At 64.0% G+C, this 26,822-nt stretch carries 25 protein-coding genes; 12 read left to right on the top strand and 13 right to left on the bottom strand.

Translation table 11 applies throughout. From position 1 onward, the window contains the following. Genes tssA through tssJ form a run of 4 tightly spaced genes read left to right on the top strand, consistent with a single transcriptional unit; the run spans position 1 to position 5,079 of the window. Positions 1-1,581 (top strand): type VI secretion system protein TssA, encoded by a 1,581-nt coding sequence (tssA, locus tag VGH41_RS04630; protein WP_331596173.1) that lies wholly within the window; start codon positions 1-3, stop codon positions 1,579-1,581. A 15-nt stretch (positions 1,582-1,596) separates the two neighbouring features. Beyond that, positions 1,597-3,420, top strand: a complete 1,824-nt coding sequence (gene tssF / locus VGH41_RS04625; RefSeq protein ID WP_331596163.1) for a type VI secretion system baseplate subunit TssF — start codon at positions 1,597-1,599, stop codon at positions 3,418-3,420. Further along, the gene (gene tssG, locus VGH41_RS04620; RefSeq protein ID WP_331596162.1) at positions 3,417-4,523 is read left to right on the top strand and encodes a type VI secretion system baseplate subunit TssG; all 1,107 of its coding nucleotides are present in this window, start codon (positions 3,417-3,419) and stop codon (positions 4,521-4,523) included. The genes tssF and tssG overlap by 4 nt, the downstream gene beginning before the upstream one ends. Before the next feature lie 13 nt (positions 4,524-4,536). Next, positions 4,537-5,079 carry a type VI secretion system lipoprotein TssJ gene (gene tssJ / locus VGH41_RS04615; protein ID WP_331596161.1) on the top strand — a complete coding sequence of 181 codons (543 nt, stop codon included), beginning with the start codon at positions 4,537-4,539 and terminating at the stop codon, positions 5,077-5,079. 116 nt (positions 5,080-5,195) lie between these two features. Here tssJ and VGH41_RS04610 read toward each other — a convergent pair whose 3' ends face one another. Further along, on the bottom strand, positions 5,196-7,649 hold the full coding sequence (locus VGH41_RS04610) for a glycogen/starch/alpha-glucan phosphorylase (protein WP_331596160.1): 2,454 nt from the start codon (positions 7,647-7,649) through the stop codon (positions 5,196-5,198). Positions 7,650-7,982: 333 nt separating this feature from the next. Here VGH41_RS04610 and VGH41_RS04605 point away from each other — a divergent pair, with 333 nt between their 5' ends. Together VGH41_RS04605 and VGH41_RS04600 are read left to right on the top strand one after the other, a co-directional pair. After that, on the top strand, positions 7,983-8,210 hold the full coding sequence (locus tag VGH41_RS04605) for a hypothetical protein (protein WP_331596159.1): 228 nt from the start codon (positions 7,983-7,985) through the stop codon (positions 8,208-8,210). Positions 8,211-8,645: 435 nt separating this feature from the next. Beyond that, positions 8,646-10,013 (top strand): MFS transporter, encoded by a 1,368-nt coding sequence (locus VGH41_RS04600; RefSeq protein WP_331596172.1) that lies wholly within the window; start codon positions 8,646-8,648, stop codon positions 10,011-10,013. Between the two features lie 123 nt (positions 10,014-10,136). Here VGH41_RS04600 and ltaE read toward each other — a convergent pair whose 3' ends face one another. The 3 genes from ltaE to VGH41_RS04585 all read right to left on the bottom strand — a co-directional run bounded on the left by ltaE (position 10,137) and on the right by VGH41_RS04585 (position 12,653). Beyond that, complete coding sequence (gene ltaE / locus VGH41_RS04595) at positions 10,137-11,144, bottom strand: low-specificity L-threonine aldolase (protein ID WP_331596158.1); 1,008 nt, start codon at positions 11,142-11,144, stop codon at positions 10,137-10,139. A gap of 318 nt (positions 11,145-11,462) precedes the next feature. Then, positions 11,463-12,209 (bottom strand): peptidoglycan DD-metalloendopeptidase family protein, encoded by a 747-nt coding sequence (locus tag VGH41_RS04590; protein WP_331596157.1) that lies wholly within the window; start codon positions 12,207-12,209, stop codon positions 11,463-11,465. Positions 12,210-12,341: 132 nt separating this feature from the next. Then, complete coding sequence (locus tag VGH41_RS04585) at positions 12,342-12,653, bottom strand: cupin (protein ID WP_331596156.1); 312 nt, start codon at positions 12,651-12,653, stop codon at positions 12,342-12,344. Between the two features lie 290 nt (positions 12,654-12,943). Here VGH41_RS04585 and VGH41_RS04580 point away from each other — a divergent pair, with 290 nt between their 5' ends. Together VGH41_RS04580 and VGH41_RS04575 are read left to right on the top strand one after the other, a co-directional pair. Further along, positions 12,944-13,264 (top strand): hypothetical protein, encoded by a 321-nt coding sequence (locus tag VGH41_RS04580; protein ID WP_331596155.1) that lies wholly within the window; start codon positions 12,944-12,946, stop codon positions 13,262-13,264. 135 nt (positions 13,265-13,399) lie between these two features. Further along, positions 13,400-14,128 carry a DUF2968 domain-containing protein gene (locus tag VGH41_RS04575; protein ID WP_331596154.1) on the top strand — a complete coding sequence of 243 codons (729 nt, stop codon included), beginning with the start codon at positions 13,400-13,402 and terminating at the stop codon, positions 14,126-14,128. Between the two features lie 190 nt (positions 14,129-14,318). Here the strand turns inward: VGH41_RS04575 and VGH41_RS04570 are convergent, their stop codons facing one another. From VGH41_RS04570 to VGH41_RS04545, 6 genes are all read right to left on the bottom strand, one after another. Continuing rightward, the gene (locus VGH41_RS04570) at positions 14,319-14,648 is read right to left on the bottom strand and encodes a DUF4148 domain-containing protein (protein WP_331596153.1); all 330 of its coding nucleotides are present in this window, start codon (positions 14,646-14,648) and stop codon (positions 14,319-14,321) included. Positions 14,649-14,919: 271 nt separating this feature from the next. Further along, a complete protein-coding gene (gndA, locus tag VGH41_RS04565; RefSeq protein ID WP_331596152.1) occupies positions 14,920-16,329 on the bottom strand; it encodes an NADP-dependent phosphogluconate dehydrogenase in 1,410 nt (469 codons plus the stop codon). Between the two features lie 170 nt (positions 16,330-16,499). Further along, positions 16,500-17,117, bottom strand: a complete 618-nt coding sequence (locus VGH41_RS04560; protein WP_331596151.1) for a DUF938 domain-containing protein — start codon at positions 17,115-17,117, stop codon at positions 16,500-16,502. Continuing rightward, positions 17,117-17,722, bottom strand: coding sequence for a pyridoxamine 5'-phosphate oxidase family protein (locus VGH41_RS04555; RefSeq protein ID WP_331596150.1), 606 nt, complete (start codon positions 17,720-17,722; stop codon positions 17,117-17,119). Before VGH41_RS04555 ends, VGH41_RS04560 begins: the two co-directional genes overlap by 1 nt. Before the next feature lie 137 nt (positions 17,723-17,859). Continuing rightward, a complete protein-coding gene (locus VGH41_RS04550) occupies positions 17,860-18,717 on the bottom strand; it encodes an NAD-dependent protein deacetylase (protein WP_331596149.1) in 858 nt (285 codons plus the stop codon). A 64-nt stretch (positions 18,718-18,781) separates the two neighbouring features. Beyond that, positions 18,782-19,540, bottom strand: a complete 759-nt coding sequence (locus tag VGH41_RS04545; protein ID WP_331596148.1) for an SDR family oxidoreductase — start codon at positions 19,538-19,540, stop codon at positions 18,782-18,784. Between the two features lie 368 nt (positions 19,541-19,908). Here VGH41_RS04545 and VGH41_RS04540 point away from each other — a divergent pair, with 368 nt between their 5' ends. The 4 genes from VGH41_RS04540 to VGH41_RS04525 are packed head-to-tail and all read left to right on the top strand — an operon-like array spanning position 19,909 to position 24,127. Beyond that, the gene (locus tag VGH41_RS04540; RefSeq protein ID WP_331596147.1) at positions 19,909-22,275 is read left to right on the top strand and encodes a TonB-dependent receptor; all 2,367 of its coding nucleotides are present in this window, start codon (positions 19,909-19,911) and stop codon (positions 22,273-22,275) included. A gap of 25 nt (positions 22,276-22,300) precedes the next feature. Continuing rightward, on the top strand, positions 22,301-22,951 hold the full coding sequence (locus tag VGH41_RS04535) for a MotA/TolQ/ExbB proton channel family protein (protein ID WP_331596146.1): 651 nt from the start codon (positions 22,301-22,303) through the stop codon (positions 22,949-22,951). Next, a complete protein-coding gene (locus tag VGH41_RS04530) occupies positions 22,948-23,346 on the top strand; it encodes a biopolymer transporter ExbD (RefSeq protein ID WP_331596145.1) in 399 nt (132 codons plus the stop codon). Before VGH41_RS04535 ends, VGH41_RS04530 begins: the two co-directional genes overlap by 4 nt. A 4-nt stretch (positions 23,347-23,350) precedes the next feature. Next, positions 23,351-24,127: a TonB family protein gene (locus VGH41_RS04525; protein WP_331596144.1), complete on the top strand. Its 777-nt coding sequence runs from the start codon at positions 23,351-23,353 to the stop codon at positions 24,125-24,127. Positions 24,128-24,153: 26 nt separating this feature from the next. Here VGH41_RS04525 and VGH41_RS04520 read toward each other — a convergent pair whose 3' ends face one another. The 3 genes from VGH41_RS04520 to VGH41_RS04510 all read right to left on the bottom strand — a co-directional run. Further along, a complete protein-coding gene (locus VGH41_RS04520) occupies positions 24,154-25,563 on the bottom strand; it encodes a DUF2252 domain-containing protein (protein ID WP_331596143.1) in 1,410 nt (469 codons plus the stop codon). Between the two features lie 270 nt (positions 25,564-25,833). Then, positions 25,834-26,307 (bottom strand): copper chaperone PCu(A)C, encoded by a 474-nt coding sequence (locus VGH41_RS04515; protein ID WP_331596142.1) that lies wholly within the window; start codon positions 26,305-26,307, stop codon positions 25,834-25,836. Positions 26,308-26,332: 25 nt separating this feature from the next. Then, on the bottom strand, positions 26,333-26,822 hold a 490-nt coding region (locus tag VGH41_RS04510; protein WP_331596141.1), incomplete at its 5' end, for a TonB-dependent receptor domain-containing protein.

Raw genomic sequence — 26,822 nt, 5'->3', positions numbered from 1 at the left:
CTGACTGATTTCGTCAAGAACCTGCTGGGCACGAACCCGGCGCCTTCGTTTCCGCCTGCGCGAACCGACGTCTGGTCGTCGTGGCTTGTGCCATTTCCCGGCGAACAGTCCTGCGGCCGGGATCCCGGCTATGAGGACGCGTTCTTCGAACTGAGGGACGAAGCAGCAAAGCTCACAGGCATCGACGACGCCCTGATCGTGCGGTCGTGCGAACAGCTGATCCGGGAAACCGGCAAGGACCTGCGTGTGGCCGGCTACTACACTTTCGCGCGCTTGCGCCAGGACGGGCCGGCCGGCCTGGCGGACGGCCTGGAGTTGAGCGCGGCGCTGGTCGAGCGTTTCGGCGAAGCCCTGCTGCCGGCCCGTGCTGAAACGAAGAAGGGTGCGCTCGAAATGCTCGCGACCACGCGCATGGTCGATCTGCTGGAAAGCCGGGGTGAGTTCGCCCCGGCGGACCTCGAACGCGCACTCGCGGCGCTCAACCTGCTGGTCGCGCGCACCGGCGAGTGGCCCGAAGCGGCGCGCCCGAACCTGCAACCGCTCATCGCCCGCTTTGAACGCAACGGCGAATCTCCGTGCGGCTCCAATCCGGAAGCGAACGCCACACAGCAGACATCGCAAGGGGCCACGGGCAAGGCCACCGGCACCGTGTCATCCACGCGCGATCTGCTGGATCAGGCGCGCACGATGGCGACATGGCTGCGCGATCAGGAAAACGGCTACCTGCCGTCGGTACGGCTCGTGCGCAGCGTGCGCTGGGACACGTTGCACGAAGCGCCGCCCGCCGATGCGCAGTTGCGCACGCGCCTCGTCCCACCGCGCCCTGAACTGCGGCAGCAGATGAAGCGGCTCGTGCTGCAGAAGCACTGGCACGAACTGCTCGAACGCGTCGAAGGCGCATTCATGGAAGGTGTGAATCACCTGTGGTTCGATTTACAGTGGTTCCAGCATGTCGCACTCGACCATGTCGGCGCGCCGCACAGTGCCTGGCGCGAACTGCTGCGGGCGGATTTCGCGCTTTTTCTCGAACGCCTGCCGAGCATCGAGCGGCTCGCATTCAACGACGGTACGGCGTTCGCCGACGACACGACGCTCGAATGGATCGCACGGCATGCAGTCGTCCGCGACCTCGAAGCGGGCGAGACAGTCGCGCCGCTACCGGTCTCGGCCGACAGGGACGACGGCGCAACCGGCGACTGGCCCGAGATCGAGGCGCAGGCGCGGGATCTCGCCGCAAGCCAGAGCCTCGAAGCCGCATTCGCGTGGCTCGAAGCCCTCCCCGGCCTCAGGACCGAACGTCAGCGCTATCTGCAACGTTTCGTAATGGCGCGCCTCGCCGATCACGCAGGCCGCACCGATACCGCTTTGCCACTGCTGGCCGAACTCGACGCCGCCACGCAAACCGTGCCGCTCGCGCGCTGGGAGCCCGCACTCGCCTTCGAGGTGAAGCACCAGTTGATCAAGGCGCTGACAGCGATGAGCAGCCGCAAGGACGCGGACAAGCCGGCGCTCGCGCGACGCATCGATCAATTGCAGGGCGAGCTGACCGTGCTCGACCCGGCGCGAACCCTCGCGCTCTAACAACAACGAGTTTTCATGAACCAAGACGATTCGATCCTGCGCTACTACGAAGCTGAAATGCGCTATCTGCGCGAGTCAGGCAAGGAATTCGCGCGGGCACACCCTGATCGCGCACGCATGCTCAATCTCGATCGCGTTGGCGATCGCGATCCATTCGTCGAACGCCTCTACGAAGGCTTCGCATTCCTGACGGGGCGTTTGCAGCAGAAACTCGACGACGAGCTGCCTGAACTGACCGAGGGACTCGTGAGCCTTCTGTGGCCGCACTATCTGCGCATGATTCCGTCGCTGTCGATCGTGGAACTGATCCCGCTTGCCGAAAAGCTGCAGAAGACGGAAACGGTGCCAGCCGGCGTGCCGGTGCGCTCGGCGCCGATCATGACGCCGTCGCCCGGCACAGAAGCCGCGACGCCCAAAACCGTCCAGTGCGTCTATCGCACAACGCAGGCCGTGACGCTGCAGCCGGTGCACCTCACGCACGCGGGGCCAGACGTGCGCCATGACGGGCGCTCGGTGATCCGGCTGCGCTTCGGGATCGACCACTCGACGCGGCGTGAGGCCACCGATCTGTCGAGACTGCGCCTCTATCTGAACGCGGATCTGCCGACGGCATTCGCGATACACCTCGCGCTCACACGGCAGGTCGATTCGATTTCCTGGCGCATTCCTGAGGCCCATCAAGATAGCGCGGCCGGCGAAGCGCGTCTGCTTGATGGCGTGACCATCGAACCCGCTGGCTTTACCACTGAAGAGCGCCTGTGGCCAAAAGCCGAAGCGGCCTTTTCCGGCTTTCAGCTCCTGCTCGAATACTTCTCTTTCCGTGAGAAATTCCTGTTCGTTGATCTTTGCGGTCTGCATGTCGCGAAGCTGCCGGCCAACGCGTTCAGCTTCGAACTGGAAATTCTGCTCAGCCACAGCTACCCGTCCGACCAGCGCTTCACGGCGGAAAACGTGCGACTCTTCTGTACGCCGGTCATCAACCTGTTTCCGCTCGACGCCGAGCCGATCGACGTCAACCACCACGAAACAGCGTACCGGATCGTGCCCGCGGGCCACCACGGCGCCAACGTCGAAACCTACTCGGTCGACGCGATCGAATCGTTCGATCATGCCAACGCGGAGCGTTACGAATATGTGCCGTTCGCCACCTTCCGGCACCGCGGCGGTATGTTGCGCCATGAAGCGCCGGAGCGGTACTTTCATACGCGCGTGAGGCAGGGAGTGACAGGCCTGCATGACACGTGGGTCATCCTCGGCGGCCACGCGTGGGAGTCGCTGAAAGATCTGCCGGCAGAAAATCTGTCGGTGCGCGTGACGGGCACCAACGGCATGCTGCCGCGCAAGGGTCTGCGCGAAGCGAGCATCAACGAACTCGGTGAGAGCACGCCGAACCTGTCGGCCGTGCGCAATCTGGCGGCGCCGACGCTCCCGCTTTATCCGCCGACGGACGACCGCTTCCAGTGGCGGGTACTGTCACACCTCGCGCCGAACTTCCTGTCGATGATGGACGCGGAAGTCTTACGCGGCGCACTCGCGCTCTACGACTGGACCCATGGCGAGCTGAACCGCCGGCGCCTCGCGGGCATTCTGCACGTGTCGGAGCAACTGCTCGAAGAGGTGTCGGGTGGTTCGGTCGAACGGGGTGTACTGATTGAAGTCACACTCGACAGTCACGCCTTTGCGGGCGAAGGCGACGTGATGCTGTTCGGTGAATTGCTGCACCGGTTCTTCGCGCTGTACGCGGAAATCAATCTGTTCACGAAGCTCGCGCTTGTCAGCCTGCCGTCGCAACAACGCACTGAATGGCCGCGCAGCAAGACGCTTCGCTCCCCGCTATGAAACCGCGAGACATCTCCAGTCTTGAACCGCTGGTCGAGGCGCTGCTCGCCCGCGCGCCGAAGATGAACTTCATGCAGTTGTGCCAACTGCTCGAAGTGCGCGTACCAGAGCGCCCCGGTTTCGGTACACGTGATACGCCCGAACACGAACCCGTGAGATTTCGCCCGCGGGCTCGCGTCGGTTTTCCGGCCGGCGAAATCGCCTCAGTCGAGTTTGACGAAGACGGCGCGACATACGGACCCGACGCCCCGCCAACCGTGCGCACGACCTTCATGGGCCTGTACGGCGTGGACGCTGCCATGCCCTCGCACATGATCGACGACATCGTGCTGCGCACGGAAGGACACGAAGCGCTCGAAGCGTTTCTCGACCAGTTCAATCACCGGATTGCCACGCTGCTGTATCGCGCGTGGAAGAAGTACCGTTATCCGGTCGGCTTCCGCCCGGGTGGCACTGACGCGCATTCGCGCAAGCTGCTGTCTCTGGCAGGTTTCGGCTGGGGCGAGAAGCCGGCGCGCGCTGGTCTGCCGGACTCGCGGGTACTGGCGTTGCTGGGGTTACTGATCCAGCGTACGCGTACCCCTGAAGGTCTTGCTGGCGTCGTCGCGCTCGCCGTGCCGGGTGTCGATGTTCGCGTCGACGAGTTTTTTCCGACGCACAAGGGGGCGGGCAAGCCTCAACCGCTCACGTCCAAAGCCAACGTGGATGGCGTGAGGGGCGAAGACCCACGCCGCGGTCTCGCCAGCGGCTACGTGCTAGGCACGCGCCTCGCGTATCGGAGCCGGGCCGCGCGCGTGACGTTGCGGCCCGCGTCTGCCGAACAGGCTCACGATCTGTTGCCGGGCGCCTCGCTGCATCGCGAGCTGATGGCCTTTATCCGCCTCTACGCCGGGACGAAGGCCGACGTGTTCTTACGCATGGAAGTGTCGTCGCGAATTGCCCCCGCACCGATAATCGGTGCAGTGCACGAAGGTCCGCAGCCGCGCCTCGGCTGGACCACCATTCTCCCTTCAGACGCCGAACGGCTGATCACCATTCCGCTGGGTTCTTACGAAGCGTTTCCGGCGCCCGCGCCGAACCCGTTCCTCGCGTCGCCAGCCTGACTCTGGAGTACTCATGCCATTCCGCCCGATTGCGAAAAACGCCATCCTCCTTGCCGCTGGTTTGCTGCTCAGCGCATGTGGTGCATGGCAGGCTGTGTCGGACTCGACCTCCAGCGCGTATCACGCCGTCTTCTATAAACAGGTCAAGGTCCTGAACGTCGACCTCACCGCGCGCGCCTCACTCAATCCCGACGAAGCCATGCGCTCGACGTCAGTCGCCGTGCGCGTGTACCAGCTCAAGGATCGCAAGCGCTTCGACAAGGCTTCCTATGACGATCTGCTGAAGAACGACAAGACGGTCCTCGCGGAGGATCTGCAGGCCAACATCGCGACTGTCGTGAACCCGGGCGGGTCTGCCAGCGTGTCGCAGCCGCTGCAGCCCCATACGGAATACGAGGGCGTCGCGGCGTTCTACCGCGACCCTGACTCAAAGGGTGACTGGCGTCGAGTTGTGCCGAAGAAATCGCTCCCGGTGGATGCGCCACTGAAACTGGAACTGGTCGACCGGGAACTGGTGGCAACCACGGACCCTGTCAAATCGAGGCCGGATCAATAGAGGGCAGCGCGAACCGTCGATGCTGCCTCGCGAAGCTGCCGCTGTGCCGTCCCGCACAGCGGCGACGCGAATAGACCACCAGGCAAGAGGAAAGACCAACGCCGCAGGCAAGCCCCTTAGGAGAGATCCAGCGGATTCACATGCCAGATCTCACGCGCATATTCCCCAATGGTCCGATCGGACGAAAACCATCCCATCCCCGCTACGTTTTCAATCGCGCTTTCCGCCCACGCCCGCGGATTACGAAAACGCTCATCCACCTCGTTCTGCGCCTTCGCAAAAGCCGCGAAATCCGCCAGCACCATGTAGTGATCACCCCAATCCACCAAGGTGTGGAAGATATCCGAGAACCGCAGCGGATCGTCCGGTGAGAAGAACCCCGTGCGAATCTGATCGAGCGCCATCCGCAATTCCGGATTTTCTTCGTATAACTGACGAGGCCGATAGCCGCTCGCGCGCAGGGTGTCCACCTCGTCAGCCGTGTGACCGAAAATGAAGATGTTGTCCTTGCCGACTGCATCGCAAATCTCGATGTTCGCGCCGTCCATCGTGCCGATCGTCAATGCGCCATTCAACGCCAGCTTCATGTTGCCCGTGCCCGACGCCTCCGTGCCCGCCATCGAAATCTGTTCCGACAAATCCGCCGCCGGAATGATCAGCTCCGCTACGCTCACGCCGTAGTTCGGCACAAATACCACCTTCAGGCGATCACCAATCAACGGATCGTGATTCACCTTCTCGCTCACGTCGCCAATCAGCTTGATGATGGTCTTCGCCATCCGGTAAGCCGACGCCGCCTTGCCCGCAAACATCACCACGCGCGGCACCCATTCGCGTTCCGGGTTCGCGCGGATCTGGTTGTAGCGGACGATCACATGCAGCACGTTCAACAACTGCCGCTTGTATTCATGAATGCGCTTCACCTGCAGATCGAACAGTGCATCCGGATCGAATGAAATCTTCGTGTGATGCGCAAGCCGTTGCGCGAGGCGCAGCTTGTTCTGCCGCTTCGCCTCGCGAAACGCGTCGATAAATCCTGTGTCGTTGCGCAGGTCGCGCAGCTGGCCCAACTCGAACAGATCGCGGCGCCACTGCGTGCCGATCTGCCCGTCGATCAACGAGGACAGCGACGGACTCGCCTGCGCGAGCCAGCGGCGTGGCGTAATGCCGTTGGTGACGTTGGTGAAGCGCTCGGGATAGATGCGCGCGAAATCCGCGAAAATATCGCGCGTCATCAGTTGCGAATGCAACTTCGACACACCATTGACCTTGTGGCTCGCCACGATCGCCAGATACGCCATCCGCACGCGCCGTTGGCCGTATTCGTCGACGAGAGAAATGCGCCGGATCATCTCCGCGTCGTGACCGGAATGCTCGCTGACGTGCTTCAAAAACTCCGCGTTGATCTCGAAGATGATTTCAAGGTGACGGGGCAGCAGCCGCGCCAATGTTTCGACGTCCCAGGTTTCCAGGGCTTCCGGCATCAAGGTGTGATTGGTGTACGAGAACATCTGCTGGATATGCTTCCAGGCCTTGTCCCATGGCACGTGATGCACATCGACCAGAAGCCGCATCAGTTCGGGAATGGCCAGCACCGGATGCGTGTCGTTCAGATGCACCGCCACTTTCTCCGCAAAACGCCCGAACGTGCTGTGCGTGCGCTGATATCGGCGGATCAGATCCTGCATCGTCGCCGACACGAAGAAGTACTCCTGGCGCAGCCGCAGTTCGCGACCAGCCGGCGTCGAATCGTCCGGATACAGCAGGCGTGAGACGTTTTCCGACATGTTCTTCGCGTCGACTGCACTGCGATAGTCACCACGGTTGAACGCCGAAAGGTCCAGCTCTTCCGTGGCGCGCGCCGACCACAGTCGCAGCGTGTTGGTCGCGCTGGTCGCGTAGCCGGGAATCACCGTGTCGTACGCCATCGCGTTCACGTGCTCCGTGTCGATCCATTCGACATGCTCGCCACGCTGCACGGTGCGTCCGCCGAAATGCACCAGATACTGGATCTCGGCACGCGGAAATTCCCAGGGATTGCCGGCACGCAACCAGTAGTCCGGCGCTTCGACCTGCTCGCCATTGACGATCTGCTGACGGAACATGCCGTACTCGTAGCGAATGCCGTAGCCGAAACCGGGAATGCCGAGCGTCGCCATCGAATCCAGGAAACAGGCGGCAAGGCGTCCCAGGCCGCCGTTGCCGAGCGCGGCGTCCGGCTCGAGATCGGTCAAGGCTTCCATATCGACGCCGAGGCCCGCGAGTGCCTCGCGCATCTGGTCATAAATGCCGAGCGCCAGCAACGCGTTCGTAAAGGTGCGGCCGATCAGAAATTCCATCGACAGGTAGTACACGCGCTTCACATCCTGCTCGTATTGCAGGCGCGTGGTTTTCATCCAGCGTGCGACCAGCCGGTCGCGGACCGCCAGCGCGGCGGCGTGCAGCCAGTCATGCGGCCGCGCCGTGACGGCGTCTTTACCGACGCCATACATCATGCGGTTGGAAATAGAGCGCCGTAGCGCATCGACAGTGCTGTTGAGCTGGTCAAACTCCAGATCCACGGCTGTCATTGAAGCCTCCGGTCAAAGCGACGCAGCACACGCGAACCGCACAGTTGACGGACGGGAGGCGCGTGCCGGTCAGGCGGGTAAATAGTCAGAGTACGACATTTGCAGCATTCCGTCAGGACGGCGCCGAAGCGCCGACGTCTCGAACGCGCCGACCGGCGCGGTCCTGCAGGGCAGCTCAAGGACGCCGCGCGCACAGATACGGTGCAGGCGCGCCTCATTTGTCCGGCCGGTCTGCACTAGTATGGAAGATGAAGACGACAGCTTGACGACCCCCTGCGCTGCACGCCAAAGCGTCGTGGCTGCCGGCCTCATCCTGCTCCAACGGAGGTCCAGATGAACGCACAATCCATGCTCGGAATGTTCCATGCCCAGGAACTGCTGATGGTTTCGATGATTCGTGCGCTGCCTCCGGAAATGCGCCGCAAGATCGCCGATGAGTTTCAGGAGCAGGTCGAACTGGCCGAAGCACCGCATCTGAGCTCGGGACACGAGCGCGACACCACGGAGGCATTCAAGGCACATATCCGCAAGCTGTCGATCTTGCTGGCTTCGTTCAGTTGAACCGGCCTTTAGGTGGGCCGCGCCCGGCATACATGCTCGTGACTGAGTGATACTCGCGGCGCTCCGTTCTGGAGACAGTGTGTGTCGTGGTCTTGTCTATGCGACGGCCGCGCGGATGGGTGGGCGCGTTGCCGGCTTGACCGTTAGTTGCGTTATTTGGAGCTGCCGCCGCCCGAAATCTGGCGGCTCCGCTGCCGGGCCGCCAGCAGAATTTCACAAGCTCTGTAACAATCACTTCATTCGCCACACGCGGGGCGTCGCGCCGGTCAATTCAACCGTACGCCCTGCGCTCCATTAATCCGTGCAACTGCATTGATTCTGCGAGACGCCGCCCACAGCGGACATCTCCTGGAAGTACACGCACCCGCCGACGAGCCCGCCTTGTCCGAGAACACCCCGCCCTCCGCCGATTTCGCGCCTCTCGCGGACGCGCCCATGTCCGCGAGCAATCGCCGCGCAATGGCCGCGGTCATGCTGGCCGTCGCGCTGGCGACGCTCGATACCGCCATCGCCAATACCGCGCTGCCTGCCATCGCCGCGGACCTGCATGCCGCGCCTGCCGCCTCGGTATGGATCATCAACGCCTACCAGCTGGCCATGGTCGCGACCTTGCTGCCGCTGGCGGCGCTCGGGGACATCCTCGGTCACCGGCGCATCTATATCAGCGGCATCGCGCTATTTACGCTTGCCTCGCTGGCCTGCTCGCTCGCCGGCACGCTGCCGCTGCTCGCCGCCGCGCGCGTGCTGCAGGGCCTCGGCGCGAGCGCCATCATGAGCGTCAATACCGCACTGATTCGCTACCTGTTTCCGCCGCATCGGCTCGGGCGCGGGCTCGGCCTGAATGCGCTGGTGGTAGGCGTGTCGTTCGCGGTTGGGCCGACCGTGGCCTCGCTGATCCTGTCGCTTGCGACATGGCCGTGGCTGTTTGCGGTCAACGTGCCGCTCGGCGTGGTCGCGCTCGCGTTTGCATTGCCCGCGCTGCCGCAGACGACCCGCGGCACGCACAACTTCGACCGCGTCGCCGCGCTCCTCAACGTGATCACCTTTGCGGCGCTGATCTTTGCGCTCGGCGAAGCGGCGCAGCGCGAGCCCGCGCAATATGTGCTGAGCGCCGCGGCGGTTGCCGTCGTGTTTGGGCTGTTACTGATGAAGCGCGAAGCCGGTCATCCTTCGCCCATGCTGCCCGTCGATCTCTTCAAATTGCCGGTGTTCGCGCTATCCGCGGTGACTGCGGTGTGCTCGTTCGCGGCGCAAGGGTTGGCCTTTGTGTCGCTGCCGTTTTACTTCGAGGATGTGCTGCATCGCACCCAGGTCGAAACGGGTTTTCTGATGACACCGTGGCCGGTGGTGGTCGCGCTGGCCGCGCCCTTCGCGGGACGGCTGTCGGATCGCTATCCGCCGGGGCTGCTCGGCGCGATCGGTCTTGCGATCCTCGCCATGGGGATGGCTTCGTTGGCGCTGTTGCCGCCCCATCCGCACGTGTTCGATATCGCGATTCGCATGTCCGTATGCGGCGCCGGCTTTGGCTTCTTCCAGTCGCCGAATCTGAAAGCGCTGATGGCGAGTGCACCGCCCCATCGCAGCGGCGGCGCGAGCGGCATCATTGCGACGGCGCGCCTGCTCGGACAAACCACCGGCGCCGCACTGGTGGCCTTGAGCTTCGGGATTGCCGGCCGGCACGGGCCGACCGTGGCGCTAAGCACCGGCGCCGTGTTTGCCGGCGCGGCGAGCATCGCGAGTGGACTGCGGCTGTTCGCGCCGTCGCATCGCGCGGCGGGTGGCGCGCAAACGCCGGCGAAGTAGTGGGCAACAAAAATGCCCGCTCATGCATGCGTGCATGAGCGGGCATTTTGCGAGCGGGTGAAACACGTTTGGGCGCCTGGCTGCAAGCCGTGCGCGAGGCAAGCGCCAAGCGCCCCGCCGCCCTCAATGCGCGGCGAAATACCCTTTCACTGCGGCGACGAACGTATCGATATCCGCGCGTGACACATCCATATGCGTCACGAAACGCGACGCGTACAACATTTGGGTGAGGATGCCCCGCTCCTTGAGCCAGGCTTCCAGCGGCACGCAATGCTGCGTCGGAAACTGCGCAAACACCATATTGGTGGCTTGCGACTGCACCTTGACCTGCTCGATCTGTGCAAGACCGGCTGCCAGATGTGCGGCGTTGGCGTGATCGTCAGCGAGGCGTTGGACATTGTGATCCAGCGCGTACAGGCAGGCTGCCGCCAGCACCCCCGACTGCCGCATGCCGCCGCCCAACACCTTGCGCCAGCGATGCGCGCTCTGCAGCAGATCCTTGCTGCCCACCAGCACCGAGCCGACCGGCGTGCCCAGCCCTTTCGAAAAGCAGATCGACACGGAATCAAACGGCGCGCATAGCGCTTCGAGCGACTGTCCGGACGCGACCGCCGCGTTGCACACGCGCGCGCCGTCGAGGTGGGTTGCGAGACCGCGCTCGCGCGCCAGTTGGACCGCTTCGGCCACGTAGCCCGCCAGCAGCACCTTGCCGCCAATCGTGTTTTCGAGCGCGAGCAGGCGCGTGCGTGCGAAGTGATCGTCGATCGGTTTGATGGCCGCGACAATCTTGTCGAGCGGCAGCGAACCGTCCGCCGCGTTCTCGATGGGCTGTGGCTGGATGCTGCCCAGCACCGCCGCGCCACCGCCTTCGTATTTGTAAGTATGAGCCGCCTGGCCGACGATGTACTCGTCGCCGCGGGCACAATGCGCCATCAGCGCGGCGAGGTTGCTTTGGGTGCCGCTCGGGAAGAACAGCCCGGCTTCCTTACCCGTGCGCTCGGCCACGGTGGCTTGCAGACGTATGACTGTGGGGTCGTCGCCCCAAACATCGTCGCCTGTTTCGGCGGACATCATGGCGGCCAGCATCGCCTGACTCGGACGGGTAACGGTATCGCTGCGCAGATCGATCATGGGTGATTCCTGTTTGAGAGCGCCAGATCCGGCCCATTCTTCGCAGGAGGCGTGGGCGGCGACGCAGGAACCAACGAGTGTATTTCATATTGGCGCCGCGCCGAAAACCGCTGAGCGATATCCGCAAGCGCAGTATGGTCTCCACGGAGATGCAATCCGACATGCAGCGACCCTATGTCACAGTCGCTCAAACCGAAGCGTGGCAGCGTCACACTCCAGCCGCACCCGTATCTCGCTAGTGGGCGCGGGGTCATGACAAACGCAGCGGATGTGACGCGCTGACGAGCACGTCACATCCCATCGCACAGGATTCCCTCCTCAACCGCCGTTCTTCGGCAGCCACGCCAGCGGATCGACCGGGTGACCGTCCTTGCGGACCTCGAACTGGATCGAGCCGATACCGCGGCTGTCGGACCCCACCTGGCCGATGGTCTGCCCTTGCGTAACGGCGTCGCCTTCCTTGACCAGCAGCGTGCTGTTCTGACCGTAAGCGGTAATCAGCGAGTCGTCGTGCTTGATGATGATGAGCGGCCCGTACGCTTCAATGCCGCTGCCTGCGTACACCACGCGCCCGGCGGCGGCGGCCTTCACCGGATCGCCGACGCGACCGCCGATCACGATTCCTTTCGAATTCGCCACTCCGAAAGGTTTGAGAACCGGACCTCGCAGCGGCCACATCAGCGTAATCTGCTGCGCGGCCGCACCCGGAGCGCCGGGCGTGCCGGGCGCGGGCGGCGCGACGGCCGCGACGGGCGGCGCCACGCGCAACACTTGCCCGGCGTTCACGTTGACGTTCGGCAGCAAGCCGTTCCAGCGCGCCAGATCCTGCGGCCGCTGGCCGAACGCCGCGGCAATACTGGCCAGCGTGTCGCCCTGATTGACGCGGTAGTAACCCGCGGCCACCGGCGTCAAAGGTGCGCCGCCGCTTGCCTGGGTCGTCGCGGACACGCCGTTGTAGCTCTGAGACGTGTTCTCCCACGGCGTTAGCGTACAACCGCTCAGCGCGGCCACCAGCATTGCCGCAACCAGAACCTGCGAACCCGTACGCTGGGACTTTTCTGTCATCTGATCATCCTCGCTACAGTCAATCAATCTTGAGCGCCGGCCTGTCAGCCTCGGAACAGCCCGAAAACCAGCCCGGAAACCAGCCCGAAAAGCCGGCCGCTGATGGCCTCGCCGCCGTCGCCTTACAATCCGTCAAACGCTGCCTTCAGACTCGATCACGAGGATGCGCGCCTCGCCCACCGGATACGCCACATGCTCGGTGCCGACCGAGGCATGGAACACATCGCCCGTCTCCAGCATGGCCGAGTGCTCGCGCCCCGCTTCGCGGTAGCGCATCTCGACCCGGCCATCCAGCACGGCGAACACTTCCTCGCCGTCGTTGATGTGCCATGTGTACGGCTGATCCGTCCAGTGCAGGCGCGTCGTAATACCGCGCATGTTGGCGATCTCCAGCGCACCCCATGCCCGCTCCGCCGTAAACGCCCTGCTGCGAATGATCTTCATCGTGACTATGCCTACTGAATGAGCCGGGCCGCCGTGCGCCGCGACCGCACCACGCAGGCCATATCCGGCGGACAAATCTGCATGCGCCATTATAGGGCGCGTGCATCGGGCGGCATGCTGGGCGCCGCACTAACGGTAATGACGCGTATTTGTGTGAGCATTGAATACCTCCGAGGCTCGCCTATACTGGGTCTTGCTGATGCAGCGCAAAAGCGCGCCACCCTGCGGCACACAACGCGCACAGCGCGCAAACCGCTCGCCGCAATGCCCTGTCCGTGAGGAGCTCCGGGATGAACAAAGCCACGTTTCTGGCCGTGCAGCTAAACGTCGAAGATATCGCTGCGTCACCGGGGTTGGTCGAATTGCTGAACACCCACCTCATCTTCGCAGCGGACGTGGCCGAAGCGGCCGACGCGCTCGTTCAACTCGCCAGCATTGCCGGTCTGTCGAGCGGCGTCGAAGCCAGCGTCGAAATTCCCGCGCTGGCCCTGGAGCGGCTGCGCGAAGCACTCGACAACCTGAGCGGCTACGACGAATCGTGGCTGCTCGCGCTCGAGCCGAGCCGCGCGCTCTTCGACGATATCGCGCGACGACATCGCAGCTTGCACTGAGCCTTGCTGCTACGGGCGCCGGCGGCTGCAGCGCCCCTTCGCATTCGTTCACCGCACGCTCCGCCTTGCGGCCCGGCATGTTTTCCGGTCGGCGCCGCCTCGCGGTGTCGGGCGAGACACTCTTGAGGAACTGCCGTGAAAAGTCTCCTGAACCGACGCAGCGCATTGCTCGCCACTGGCCCCTCTCACCTCGTACAGGTGACCCGCGACGCCGATACCCAACCGCCCGCCGAGCCGCCGCCCTCCGCTGCGCCCGCACCTGCCGCCGCGCCGGCGGAGCCGGCCCGTCCGGTTACCACGCTGCGGCCGGTGCCGGTGGTGCCGTCACCAGTGACCGGCCGGCCCGTGCAGATCGCCGACACGGCCGAACTCGAGTGGCTCGCCGAGGAAGAAGCTTTGCAGCCGTTCCGCGTGTTCCGCAGTTTCGACTACTCGGTCAGCCTGTTGTTCCATGCCCGCGAACTGGCCTATTACATCGCGCTGTATCAGGACGGCTCGCTCTGGCGCGCCTTGAAGGCCACCGACCTCGACGCCGCCGAAGCCGCCTTTCATCATTACGAAGAGCAAGCCACGCGCCTGTCGGATGGCGAGACGCGCCGCGCGCAACTCGCCGCGCAGAACGAACAGCTTGCGCGGATGATCGCGCAATCGGAGGCTCAGGCGGAGCGGCTGCGTTGTGACTTGCAGCGAAGTGCGGCTCAGGAGCAGTCGGTGACGGGGCGGCAGCATCAGGTGCGCAAGGAGGTCGCGCAACTGGAGGCGCAGCGCGTGGCCGCGCAGGCGCAATTGAACAAGGCGCACCGGCAGATTCACCAGCTCCACGTGACCAGCAACGAGGGCGTGCCGCATCTGCATAGTCGGTGAGTCCGGTCGCGCGCGCGGCTCGCGGTCTCGCCGCGCAATCCGCGCCGACAGAGCGTCAACGTAAAACGCCGGCCAGCATGTCTGGTCGGCGTTTTTTATTGTGCTTTACGTTGCTTCACGACATGGCCCGCCGCGAGCTACCCCGATGCCCGCCCGCACGACCACGCGACGGCTGCAATGAACCTCCGGATCAGTGACCGAAGTAGACCGTGCCGGGGCCACTCGTCTGTACGGGGCGAGCCGCGCCGAAGTCCACTGATCCCGCACCTGGCGCGCCGTAGCCGCTGATGTTGGCCTGGGCCGAAGCGTTCTGCCCGGAGACCCGGGCTTGGGCTGCTTGAATGGCAGCCGGATAAGTCACCTTGTCACCCGAAGGCTTGTAGCCGGCCTGCTCGAGTTGGTCCAGTTGGGCGCGAACTTGCGCGCGCGTCATGGGCTGATTCGAGTCCGATTGGGCGAAAGCCGCAACCGGTGTAGCAAGGACAGCAGCAATAACGACAGCAGAGAAAACGGATTTCATGACTCGCCTCCAGAACCTGTTTGGCTCGCTTACGACACCCTGTCTTAAGCGACTCCTTACAGTCTAGCCATGGCGGGAAATAGACAAACTGGTATTCAGGACAAACTCTGTTGTGATATCAGAAATAATGCGATGAATTGACCGGTAGCTGCCCGCGAGCTTGATAGTGAGCGGCAACAAATTCCCTGTTCCGATTTGAGGCGACCCAGCAGAAACGAAAAAGCCCGTGCGCTCCTCGAAGGAGCACACGGGCTTCGTACGCTGCGTTGGCTTACGCCCAGTTCGCGTGGAAGCTACCCGGCTTGTCGATGCGTTCAAAAGTATGCGCGCCGAAGAAGTCGCGCTGCGCCTGCACCAGGTTGGCCGGCAGACGTTCCGAACGATACGCGTCGAAATACGCCACCGCCGACGCAAACGCCGGCACCGGCACGCCAGCCTTGATTGCGGCGATCACCACGTCGCGCAACGCCGCCTGGTAGTTCGAGGCGATGTCGTTGAAGTACGGATCGAGCAGCAGGTTGGCAATGGCCTTGTCCTTCGAGTAGGCGTCCGTGATCTTCTGCAGGAAGCGGGCGCGGATGATACAACCCGCGCGGAAAATCTTGGCAATCGTGCCGAAGTCCAGATCCCACTTGTACTCTTGCGAGGCCGCGCGCAGTTGCGCGAAACCCTGCGCGTACGAGATCACCTTGCTGAAGTACAGCGCGCGCCGCACCGCTTCGATAAACGCGGTGCGCTCGCCGTCGAACGGCTTGGTGTCCGGTCCCTTGATGACCTTGCTCGCCGCCACCCGCTCCGTCTTCAGCGACGACAGCACGCGCGCAAAGACGGCTTCGGTGATCAGCGGCAGCGGCGCGCCGAGGTCCAGCGCGTTCTGGCTCGTCCACTTGCCGGTGCCTTTTTGCGCCGCGCGGTCGAGGATCACGTCGACCAGGTCCTTGCCCGTCTCTTCGTCCTTCTTGCTGAAGATCTTCGAGGTGATTTCGATCAGGTAGCTGTCGAGCTCGCCCTTGTTCCATTCGGTGTAGACCTCGCCCAGTTCCTTGTTCGACAGTCCCACCACCTGCTTCAACACTGCGTAGCTTTCGGCGATCAGCTGCATGTCGCCGTATTCGATGCCGTTGTGCACCATTTTCACGAAATGGCCCGCGCCGTCCGGACCCATATAGGCCACGCACGGATCGCCGTCGGGTGCCTTGGCGGCGATCTCGGTGAGGATCGGCGCAACCAGGTCGTACGCGTCGCGCTGGCCGCCCGGCATGATCGACGGGCCCTTGAGCGCGCCCTCTTCGCCGCCCGACACGCCAGTGCCGATGAAATGCAGGCCGGCCTTGGCCAGTTCCTGATTGCGGCGGATCGTGTCGGTGAAATGCGTGTTGCCGCCGTCAATCAGGATGTCGCCCTTGTCCAGCAGCGGTTTGAGCGAGGCAATCGTGTCGTCGGTGCCCGTCCCGGCCTTGACCATCATCAGAATGCGGCGCGGTTTTTCCAGCGACTCGACGAATTCTTCAAGCGTGTACGTCGGCACCAGCTTACGGTCGGGAAACTCTTTGATCAGTTCATCCGTTTTCTCGCGACTCCGGTTGAACACAGACACCGCGTGACCGCGGCTCTCGATGTTGAGCGCCAGATTGCGGCCCATGACCGCCAGCCCCACTACGCCGATTGCCTGTTTGCCCATTTGAATTCTCCAGATTCCATGATGTCGTGATGCCGCGCCGGAACGACCATTGGCGGGGCGTCGAGGATGAAAGCATAAAAGAAATGCCTGATCGCCGCTCGCCAGGTGGCCTTTGAAGCGTACTTGCGCGGGCGCATTGCTTGCTAGCGCGAGGCCAGGCGGCTCGCGCGCTAGCGTTTCGTCAACACCAGACTGAAATTGTTCGCGGGCATGCCGATCGGCTCGCCACACTTGAACCCCTGCGCTTCTCCCAGCGCCACCACCGCTTCCATGTTGCGCACGCCCCATGCCGGATTGCGGTTGCGCAACTGCTGGTCGAAAGCCTCGTTACTCGGCGCCGTGTGGGCGCCATGGCGCCGGTACGGGCCATATAGATACAGTACACCGCCGCTGCCCAGCAGGCGTCCCGCGCCGTCGAATAAAGCCTCCGTCGCGGTCCACGGCGAGATGTGAATCATGTTGATGCAGACGACCGCTTGCGCGGCGTCGATGCCCCACGGCGCGCGCTCCACGTCGAGGGCGAGCGGCGCCCGCACATTGGTGAGCTGCTCGTGCTGCGTCCACGCGGCGATCGACGCGCGCGAGTCGGCATTGGGGTCGCTCGGCTGCCATTCGAGCCCCGGCAGCGCGGCGGCGAAGTGCGTCACATGCTCGCCGCTGCCGCTGGCGATTTCGAGCACCAGCCCGCTGGCGGGGAGTGCCTTGCGCAGCACGTCGAGAATCGGCTCGCGGTTGCGTTCGGCGGCGGGTGCGTGCTGACGCGGATCGGCAGAGGATGAGTTCGTCATTAGTAAAGGCCCGTGCGGAGACGTTCGACCAGTTCGAGGTCATAGGCGAGCGCGTCGAATGTTTCGCCGTTCAGGCGCTTGTGGATCGCGCCGGCGCTCGGCAGCTTCGCGCGTTCGACATGGCGCGCCGGATCCCAGAGTCTGGAGCGCGCCAGCGCCTTCGAGCAATGAAAATAGACCGCCTCGACGTCGACCAGCAAGACGGTGCGCGGCGGCTTGCCATCGACGGCGAAGCTTTCCAGCAACGCCGGGTCGATCGAGATGCGGCCGCGTCCATTCACGCGCAAGGTTTCGCCGACGCCTGGCACGACGAACAGCAACGCAAGATGCGGCTCGACGATGATGTTGCGCAAACTGTCGATGCGATTGTTGCCCACGCGATCGGGAATGGCCAGGGTTCGTTCGTCGATGATACGCACGAAACCAGGCGCATCGCCGCGCGGCGAACAGTCGAGCCCTTCCGGACCCGCCGTCGCCAGCAAGACGAACGGCGCGAATTCGATGAACGCGCGATAGTCCTCATTGACGTACGGAATCTCTTTGCGCACCGCGCGTTCGTGCGGCTGCCCGTAAAGCGCTTCCAGTTCTTCGATACTCGTCAGCATACTGATTCCTGTGGTTCGTCGCGGCTCGCCTTCGTTCCGGCCGTAAGCGCGCGCGGGCTTCATATTATCCGCGATCCGCCCGCGCGCCGGTGTGTAGCAAGGAGGCGGCTCATCAGCGCGGCACGCCAACCTTACAGTCAATCCAGCGCAAGACGCCCGGCCAGCGCAGCCAGCGTCTGCGCGCACGACGCCGCCACCTTCAACGAAAGCAACGGATCGGCCCGCGTGCGGCCCAGGTTGATCGCGGCGATCGGCTTGCTCATCGTTGCGGCCCACACACAAAAACGATAGCCCGAATAGACCATCAGCGACGAACCGACCACCAGCATCGCATCCGCGGCTTCGAGCGCGCGCGTGGCTGCGTCGACGCGCGTACGCGGCACGTTTTCGCCGAAGAACACCACGGCCGGTTTCAACAGACCGCCGCAGTGCGGGCACGCGGGCACGCGAAAACTGCCGAGGTCTTGCCATTCGAGGTGCGCGTCGCCGTCGGCGGCCGGCTCGGCCACGGCATCGAGCAGCGCGGGATTCTCGGCTTCGAGCGTGCGCTGAATCGACGCCCGGGTGTGCTGCGTATTGCAGTCGAGACAGGTCACGCCGCCGATGCTGCCGTGCAACTCGATCACTTCGCTGCTGCCGGCACGCTGATGCAGGCCGTCGACATTCTGCGTGACCAGTGCCGGCACATGCTGCGCGGCTTCGAGCCGGGCCAGCGCGCGATGCGCCGCGTTCGGCTGAGCCCGTGCCACCACCGGCCAGCCGATCATGCTGCGCGCCCAGTAACGCTGGCGCGACGCGATCGAACCGAGGAACTCCTGCAACGTGATGGGCGGCGAGCGTTTCCACTCGCCGTTTTCGTCGCGGTAGCCGGGAATGCCCGAGTCGGTGCTGATTCCCGCGCCGGACAACACGAACAGACGCGGATAGCGCTGCACGAAGTCATGCAGGTCGTCGAGCGCGTGCGGTTCGACGAGAGCGGGCTGGAGATCGGTCATGAGTCGGGACGCTCAGGCGGCTAAAAAGTGGTTAAAGAAGGACTTAATCTGGCGCCCCGCGCGCTCAACCCCGTCCGACGAACGGCATCTTGCTCGCCATGATGGTCATGAACTGCACATTGGCCGCCAACGGCAGATTCGCCATATGAAGCACCGCGTCGGCTACCAGTTCGACATCCATCAGCGGCTCGACGGCGATCTCGCCATTGGCTTGCGGCACGCCGCGCGCCATCCGCTCGGCCATCTCGGTGGCCGCATTGCCGATGTCGATCTGGCCGCAACAGATGTCGTACTTGCGCCCGTCGAGCGACACCGACTTGGTCAAGCCGGTGATCGCATGCTTGGTCGACGTGTACGCAATGCTGTTCGGCCGCGGCGCATGTGCCGAGATCGAACCGTTGTTGATGATGCGCCCGCCTCGCGGCGTCTGCGTTTTCATCAGGCCGAACGCGGCGCGCGTGCAGAGGAACACGCCGGTCAGATTGATATCGACGACGGCGCGCCAGTCCTCCACGCTCAGCTCGTCAATGTCGACGGGCGGCCCACCGCGGCCCGCGTTGTTGAACAGCACATCGAGCCGCCCATAACGCTGACGAATGGTATCGAACAATGCCTCGACGCTCGCTGCATCGCTCACGTCGCATGGCACCGCGAGTGCGTCCGCGCCGCGCTGGCGGGCTTCCTCGGCCACGGCATTGAGCGGCGCCTCGCGGCGGCCGGTCAGCACCACGCTATAGCCGTTTTCGAGCAGCCGACGCGCGCTTGCGCGACCGATCCCGCTGCCCGCGCCTGTAACCAGCGCAACCTTTTCCGTACCCGTCACAGCATGTCTCCTTTGAGGTGAGCCGCACGCGTTCAGCCCCGCGACGGTGGCCCTGCTGCTTACCGTCGAGCTTCGCGAACAGCGGTTTCGGATCCGCGCCATGGGCGGATCGTTCAGAGTGGATCGCCGATCGGCGGCAGATCCCGTGGATCAATGGAACGTACCACGTCTGCGCGTCGACGGCAGCGGGTAACACACGACGTAAGGCCTTCGACAGACACCCGGCTGCCTCGCAGAAATGTAAATCCACCGTTGCCGATTTAAATTGATATGTTATAACATCTCGAAATTCGCCGACCCAAGTTGCCGGACGCACGACGGACAAAGCTGGGCGCGCCAAGAGGACTTCCCACCGTTACAACTAGAAGATGAAACATCACACATTGATTGCGCGCGCCGCCTGCCTGTTGTTCGCACAGACTGTCTGCCTGCATGCACTCGCCGCGCCGGCGGATGGCCCATCGACGGCTGCGCCGTTGACGGGCACGGTCACCGATAGCCAGGGCCATGCGCTCGAAAATGCCGACGTGTCGCTGCAGGACGCCGACGGCCACACGCTCGCGCAAACCCACACCGGTCACGACGGCAGCTTCGCATTGCCCGCCGTGCAGCCCGGCACCTATGCGGTCACCGTCGGCGCGAAGGGATTCGGCGCGAATACCAGCATCGCCACCGTCGATAGCGGCGCGCCCCATCCGCTGACGGTCGCGCTCGAAAAAGGCAGCGGCATGGATGTCACCGTGCAGGCGCAGCGCTTGAACACCGCGCGCAACGGCTTGCAGCCCGCGGTCGGCGCGAGCGTCTATCGCTTCACGCAGGCCGACATCCAGGCCCTGCCGCAAGGCGACAACACACCGGTCAACCAGGTGCTGCTGCAGGCGCCCGGCGTCGCCAACGATTCCTACGGCCAGGTGCACGTGCGCGGCGACCACGCCGATCTGCAATACCGCATCAACGGCATCATCATTCCCGAGCCGATCAGCGGCTTTGGACAGTCGCTGGATACGCACATCATCGATCAGGTGAGTCTGATTACCGGTGCATTGCCCGCGCAATACGGCTATAAAACCGCGGGAATCGTCGATATCACGACGAAATCGGGCGATCTGGGTAACGGCGGCTCGATCGACGTGTACGGCGGCAGCCATCAGACCTTGCAAAGCAGCGCCGACGTCTACGGCTCGCAAGGCCCGCTCAGCTATTTCTTTACCGGCACGCTCGGCGTAAACAACCTGGGCATCGAGGCGCCGACCTCGGACGGCAGCCCGCTGCACGACCATACGCGCCAGGGCAACGGCTTCGGTTACGTGTCGTACATCATCAATCCGTTGACGCGCATCAGCGTGATGGCGGGCACGGCGGCCAATCAGTTCCAGCTGCCCAACACACCCGGACTGCCGACCAGTTTCGCGCTCGCCGGCCACACGACCTTCAATTCCGCCGACCTCAACGAAAACCAGTCGGAGTTGAACAACTTCGGCGTGATCGCGTTGCAGGGCACCAACGGCGGCAGACTCGACTATCAGGTGTCGCTGTTCACGCGTTATACGCGCACCCAGTTCACGCCGGACGAGGTCGGCGATCTGATGTTCAACGGCGTGGCGTCGAACGACTTTCGCAGCAATCAGGCCGAAGGCGTGCAGGAAGATACGACGTTTCGCCTGAACGCGGCCCACACGCTGCGCGCCGGCGTCTGGGTCGAGCAGGAGCACGCCGTGTTCAACGACAGCGTGGCCGTGTTCCCGACCGACGCCAACGGCAACCAGAGCTCCGACGTGCCGTTCACCATCAAGGACTCCGGCGCGAACACCGGCTATCTGTACAGCGCCTACCTGCAGGACGAATGGAAGCTCACCAGCAAGCTGACGCTGAATTACGGCTTGCGCTACGACGGCATGGACGAGTTCGTGCATGCGAGCCAGTTGAGCCCGCGTGTCGGCCTCGTGTTCCAGCCGACCAACGCCACCACGCTGCATGCAGGCTACGCCCGCTATTTCACGCCGCCTGACTTCGAACTGGTTGCGGGATCGACGATCAACCGCTTCGTGGGGACCACCAACCAGAGCGAAGTGTCGCAGGATAGTCCGGTGCAGCCGGAGCGCAGCCACTATTTCGATGTCGGCATCGAGCAACGCCTGACGCCGGCGCTGACCGTAGGACTCGACGCCTACTACAAGATCGCGTCGAACCTGCTCGACGAAGGCCAGTTCGGCACGGCTCTCATCGAAACACCGTTCAACTATCAATACGGCCGCGTGTACGGAGTGGAATTCACCACCAGCTACAAACAGGATCACGTGTCCGCGTATCTGAACGTGGCGTACAGCCGTGCGCAGGGCAAGAACGTCGATTCGGCGCAGTTCAATCTCAGTGCAGCCGAACTCGCGTTCATCGCGAACAACTGGGTCTTTCTGGACCACGATCAGCGCGTGACTGCGTCGCTCGGCGGCGCGTATGAGCTGGGCCAGACGACCTTCACGCTCGATGCGCTGGTCGGCAGCGGCCTGCGCAGCGGCTTCGCCAACACCGACAAGCTGCCCTGGTACGGTCAGCTCAATCTCGCGGTGATCCAGCATTTCAACGCGCCGGTGGTCGGCAAATTCGATGCGCGGCTCGTGCTGATCAACGCGATCAACAGCGTCTACGAGTTGCGCGACGGTTCGGGCATCGGTGTCGAGGCGCCGCAGTTCGGGCCGCAGCGCGCGATTTACGCCGGCCTCACCAAGCATTTCTGACGCGCGCAGCCACTGGAGTCTGACCATGCATGACTGGACCAATCTCACGGATGCGGCACGCCTCGGCGGCGCGGTCATCTATCCGCTGACGCTGCTGGCGATTGCCGCGCTGGCCATCACGCTCGATCGTGCGTATGCGTTCTGGCGCTTTGCGCGAATGCCCGCCTGGGCGCACACGCTCATGGCCGACCCCCGGCGCGGGGAGCAGGCGGCTGACGCGGAACTCGCCGTGCTGCCGGCGCAGCACGCGCTCAGCCGCATCGGCCGCCTGCTTGCCGACCGCGGTGCGCCGCTGTGGCGCATCGAATCGCGCGTCGAGGCCGCGGCCGCGCAGATCGAGCGCGACATGAGCCGCGGCCTGTGGCTGCTCGAAACCATCGTCACGGCGGCGCCGCTGCTCGGTCTGCTTGGCACGATCGTCGGCATGATGCATTCGTTCAAACTGATCGGCGGCGACGGTCTGGTCAATCCCTCCGGCGTGACCGGCGGGGTTGCCCAGGCGCTCATCGCCACCGCGATCGGCCTCGTCATCGCACTCGTCGCGCTGTTTGCGTTCAACTTCTTTTCGCGCCGCATCGACCGCCTGATGGACGATCTCGAATCGTTCGCGAACGAAGCGTTGAGCGATCTGCGTCTGAGTACCGAACGCGCTGAACGCGCCGGACAGCCGTCATGAAACTGCGGCGCTCACGCCGCTCGAAGCGCGGCCGCATCGAAATCATTCCGATGATCGATGTGATGTTCTTCCTGCTCGCCACCTTCATGCTCACCTCGCTCGCCATGCAGCGTCTCGACGCGGTGCGCATCAATCTGCCGCAAGGCCGCGCGCAACAGATGTCGCAAGACAAGCCGCTGACCCTCTCCGTGAATCAGGCGAATCAGGTGTTCATCAATCAGCAGGCGGTGCGGCTCGATCAGGTGACGCCGACCATCGCACGCCTGCTACGGCCGGATGGCAACGTCGTGGTGGCCGCCGACGATCACGCCTCGCACGGCGTGGTGGTACAGGCGATGCTCGCCGCGCGACAGGCCGGTGCGGAACACTTTCTGGTGGCCGTGCATCGTGAGTAACACGATGGAAAGATGGCTGGCGCTCGCGGATGGCCAACGCACCCGGCTGCTGCTTGCCGCGGTGCTGTCGGCTATAACGTGCCTGACTTTGCTGGCTCATACGGTGGCCTGGCTCGCAACCCGCGAATCGCCTTCCCTTAAGCCTGCGACGATCGACATGCGGCTGGTTGAAATCACGCCGCCTGCGGCACCGGTCACGCATGCCGTTGCCGCGCCGGCCGCGCCTGCTCCCGCTGCGCCAGCGGCGCCGCGCGCCATCGTCCGGCCGCAGCCGGCGGTGGCCGTGGTGCATCCGCCTGCTCAGGCGCGCAGCAAGCCGGTACCGGCACTGGCACCGGCATTGGCACCACCGCCGCATGAAGAAGCACGCTCGCCCATCGAAGCGGCGCCGGCTTCACCGGAGCCGCCAGCCTCTACCCAGGCGCAAACTTCGAGCGCAAGCGCACAAAGCGCGTCGAGCACAAGTGCGGCAACTGCCGGCAGCCACTCCGATGTGCCGCCAGCCCCATCCGGAAGCACGCAGGCACGGCTGATCTCGCAACCCATGCCGGTCCTCCCCGACGATCTGCGCGAGCAAGGCTATCAGGTCACGGCGGTTGCACACTTCAAGGTCCACACCGACGGCACGTTCGAAGTCGAACTGGCAAAGCCGACACAGAACCCGCGGCTCAACCAGATCCTGCTCGAGACGCTGCACCGCTGGCGCTTCTTTCCGGCAATGGAAAACGGACATCCGGTCGAAAGCGACCAGGACGTCCGCGTGCATTTCTCGGTGAGCTGATTCAAACCACGCGCGAACGTGCGTGTCTAGATGCGGAAGTCCGCGGCCATATCCTCGTCGGTGCGGGCTTCGAGGTCGCCGTTGCGGCACGCCTTGAGGAAGCTGTCGTAATCGCGCTCCACCTGATCCGCGTAGGCAAACGCGTAATCGGTCAACGCCTCGGCAAACTGATCGCCGCGGCCGATATACGCGCTGATCTCGATCGCCTTGCCGCTCGCCTTTGCATGAGCGCGCGCCATGACCCAGCCGCACAGTTGCGCATAGCCTTGCAGCAGGTCGTTGTCGAACAGTTCGATGTTCGCCGACAGCTTCATGTCGCGCAGTTGTCTGATGTAGAAGTGGCGCCCTGCCGGCCCGGTGGCCCAGCCGAGGAAAATGTCGCTCGCGGCCTGCAACAGCCGCTGTCCTCGTACGACGCGCTCGCCTTCATGTTTCAGCGTCGGTGCCTTGAAGTAGCGCGAAATCACCGACTGGCGCGCTTCCTTGATCTGCAGGAAGAGCGGCTTGCCCATGTGATCGGTGCTCAGCATCACGAGGCAGCGCGTCCCCACGCTGCCCACTCCCACCACCTTGAATACCAGGTCCTGCGCCGTGAAGTGACTGAGCAATTCACGCCGGTCGTGTGCCAGCGTCTTCAGATACTCCTCATACATGGGCGCCAGCAGCTTCTTCCAGTTAGTCGATTTGAACCAGGAGTCTTCCGGGTTATACAACGTGTTCGCACCGTGTACATGGAACAGTGCGGGCGGCGCATCGCGGATGATCAACTGATCGCCGACGTGCTCGCACATCTTCTCCAGCATGCTTTCGTGCGTGCGCCCCGCGGCCTTTTCCATGCCGCGTCGGACGGTGCGGCGGCGCTCCGGCGTCAGCGCCGTTTCGGCCATGCGTTCGAAGGTGATGCGCTCGTACCAGAGGTCGAGCGCGCCGCTCTGCGAATATTGCGTCATGCGATCGCGATATTCGGTGACCGCGGTCATGACGAGGTCCGAAGCAACGCCGCGGCTGAGACGCATATGGCGTGCCGCCACCACCAGACTCGCAACGAGACGCTTGAGGTCCCATTCGAACGGGCCCAGCGCCACTTCGTCGAAGTCGTTCAGATCGAACACGAGTTGCCGTTCGGGCGTCGCGAAGCCGCCGAAGTTCATCAGATGACCGTCGCCGCAGATCGGCATGACGAGGCCCGTGTTCGGAATCTCGCCCAGGTCGTGGGCCTGCACGATCGCGCTGCCGCGAAAAAAGGTGAAGGGCGACACGGCCATACGCCCGTAACGCAGCGGCACCAGTTTTTCGACGCGCCCTTCGCTACTCTGCTTGATAAGCTCGACCGGGTCGCGCTGCAGTTCGCCCACCGACCGATGACTCGAGCGCTTCGAATGCTCGCGCGCTGCCCGGCCGCTGGCTTCCCGTTCCGCGATGCTGCTGGCTTTCATGCTCTTCTCCGTTATGGTGACTCGCCGTCGCCGCGCCCCTACCCGCCTCGCGCCGCTACCGTGCCGGCGCGCCGATGGTTGTCGGCGCGCCGGGTGCACTGTTTGTTCTTCGAAGACCGCGTTACCGCCACGCTGGCAAGCGCCATCGCGATGCCGTATTAAAGCCCGCGATGAACGCGGGCGCAAGTGCGCAGACCGGATGTTGTCATGGTGGTGTCATGCGCGCGCAATCGCGTTGCGCGACAGTCGGCCCGGCCGGCGCAGCGAGCCTCACGGCGCAGCTTGCCCCATGGTGGCCGGAGACTTGATCGCACATTGCGCGGTCAGCGTGGAACCATCGTCGAAACTCAGCGTGAGGGGCAACGTGCCGCCCACCTTCAACGGCTGCACCGGCTCTTCGAGCATCACGTGATAACCCTTGGGCGCGAAGCTCACCGAACCGTGCGCAGGCACTCGCACGGATGACACCGGCTCCATCATCGACATGCTGCCGTTGCTCTCGCTGCGATGCATCATGGCCATGCCGAAGGCCGGCATAGCGACGGCGGTGAGCGTGCGCGGCGCTTCGCCAGTGTTATGCAGCGTAAAGTAGCCGGCCGAAGGTACCGTCGACGGCATTGCCCGAACCCAGCATTGTTCAACCTGGATGCCGCCCGGCTGCGCCTCGGCCGCTTGCGCATGCATCGCAACGCAGGTCGTTATCCATACCGCTGTCCATTGAAGCCACTTGCCTGATTTCATCATTTACTCCTTGGGTTGATAGCGCGCGTTAAAACGCGTAACGCATGCCGGCGAACAGGCTGCGTCCTGCGCCGGGGTAGAAAATTGCGGTGTTCGCCGTGCGGGCGTCGGCTACCGTGCTGATATCGCTCACGTAGCGCCGGTTGGTGAGGTTGCGGGCGTCGACGAACAGCGACACGCCGTTGCGCAAGTCGAGCCCGGCCTGCAACCCGAGCAGGGTGTAGCCCGGTGCGCGCAACGTGTTGGCGTCATCCGCCCAGGCGCCGGCCGGCACCCAGTCGACCATCGCCGACACGTGAAAGCCGTCGGGCCGCGCGTAGCTCAACGCCGCGCGCAATACGTTCACCGGCACACCGGCAATGCGGTTCGAGCCGTATTGCCGATCGTCCTTGAAGCGGAAATCGCTCAGGTTCCATAAACCCGAGAGCGTGACGCGGTCACCGGCGCCCGGCCCTGCAATGTCGCGCCATACGTCGACGGACGCCGCAGCCTCGATACCGCGCAGCACGGTCCGGTTC

The organism is Paraburkholderia sp., assembly GCF_036488795.1.
Taxonomy (GTDB): domain Bacteria; phylum Pseudomonadota; class Gammaproteobacteria; order Burkholderiales; family Burkholderiaceae; genus Paraburkholderia.
This window is presented reverse-complemented; position numbering and strand designations above follow the sequence as displayed.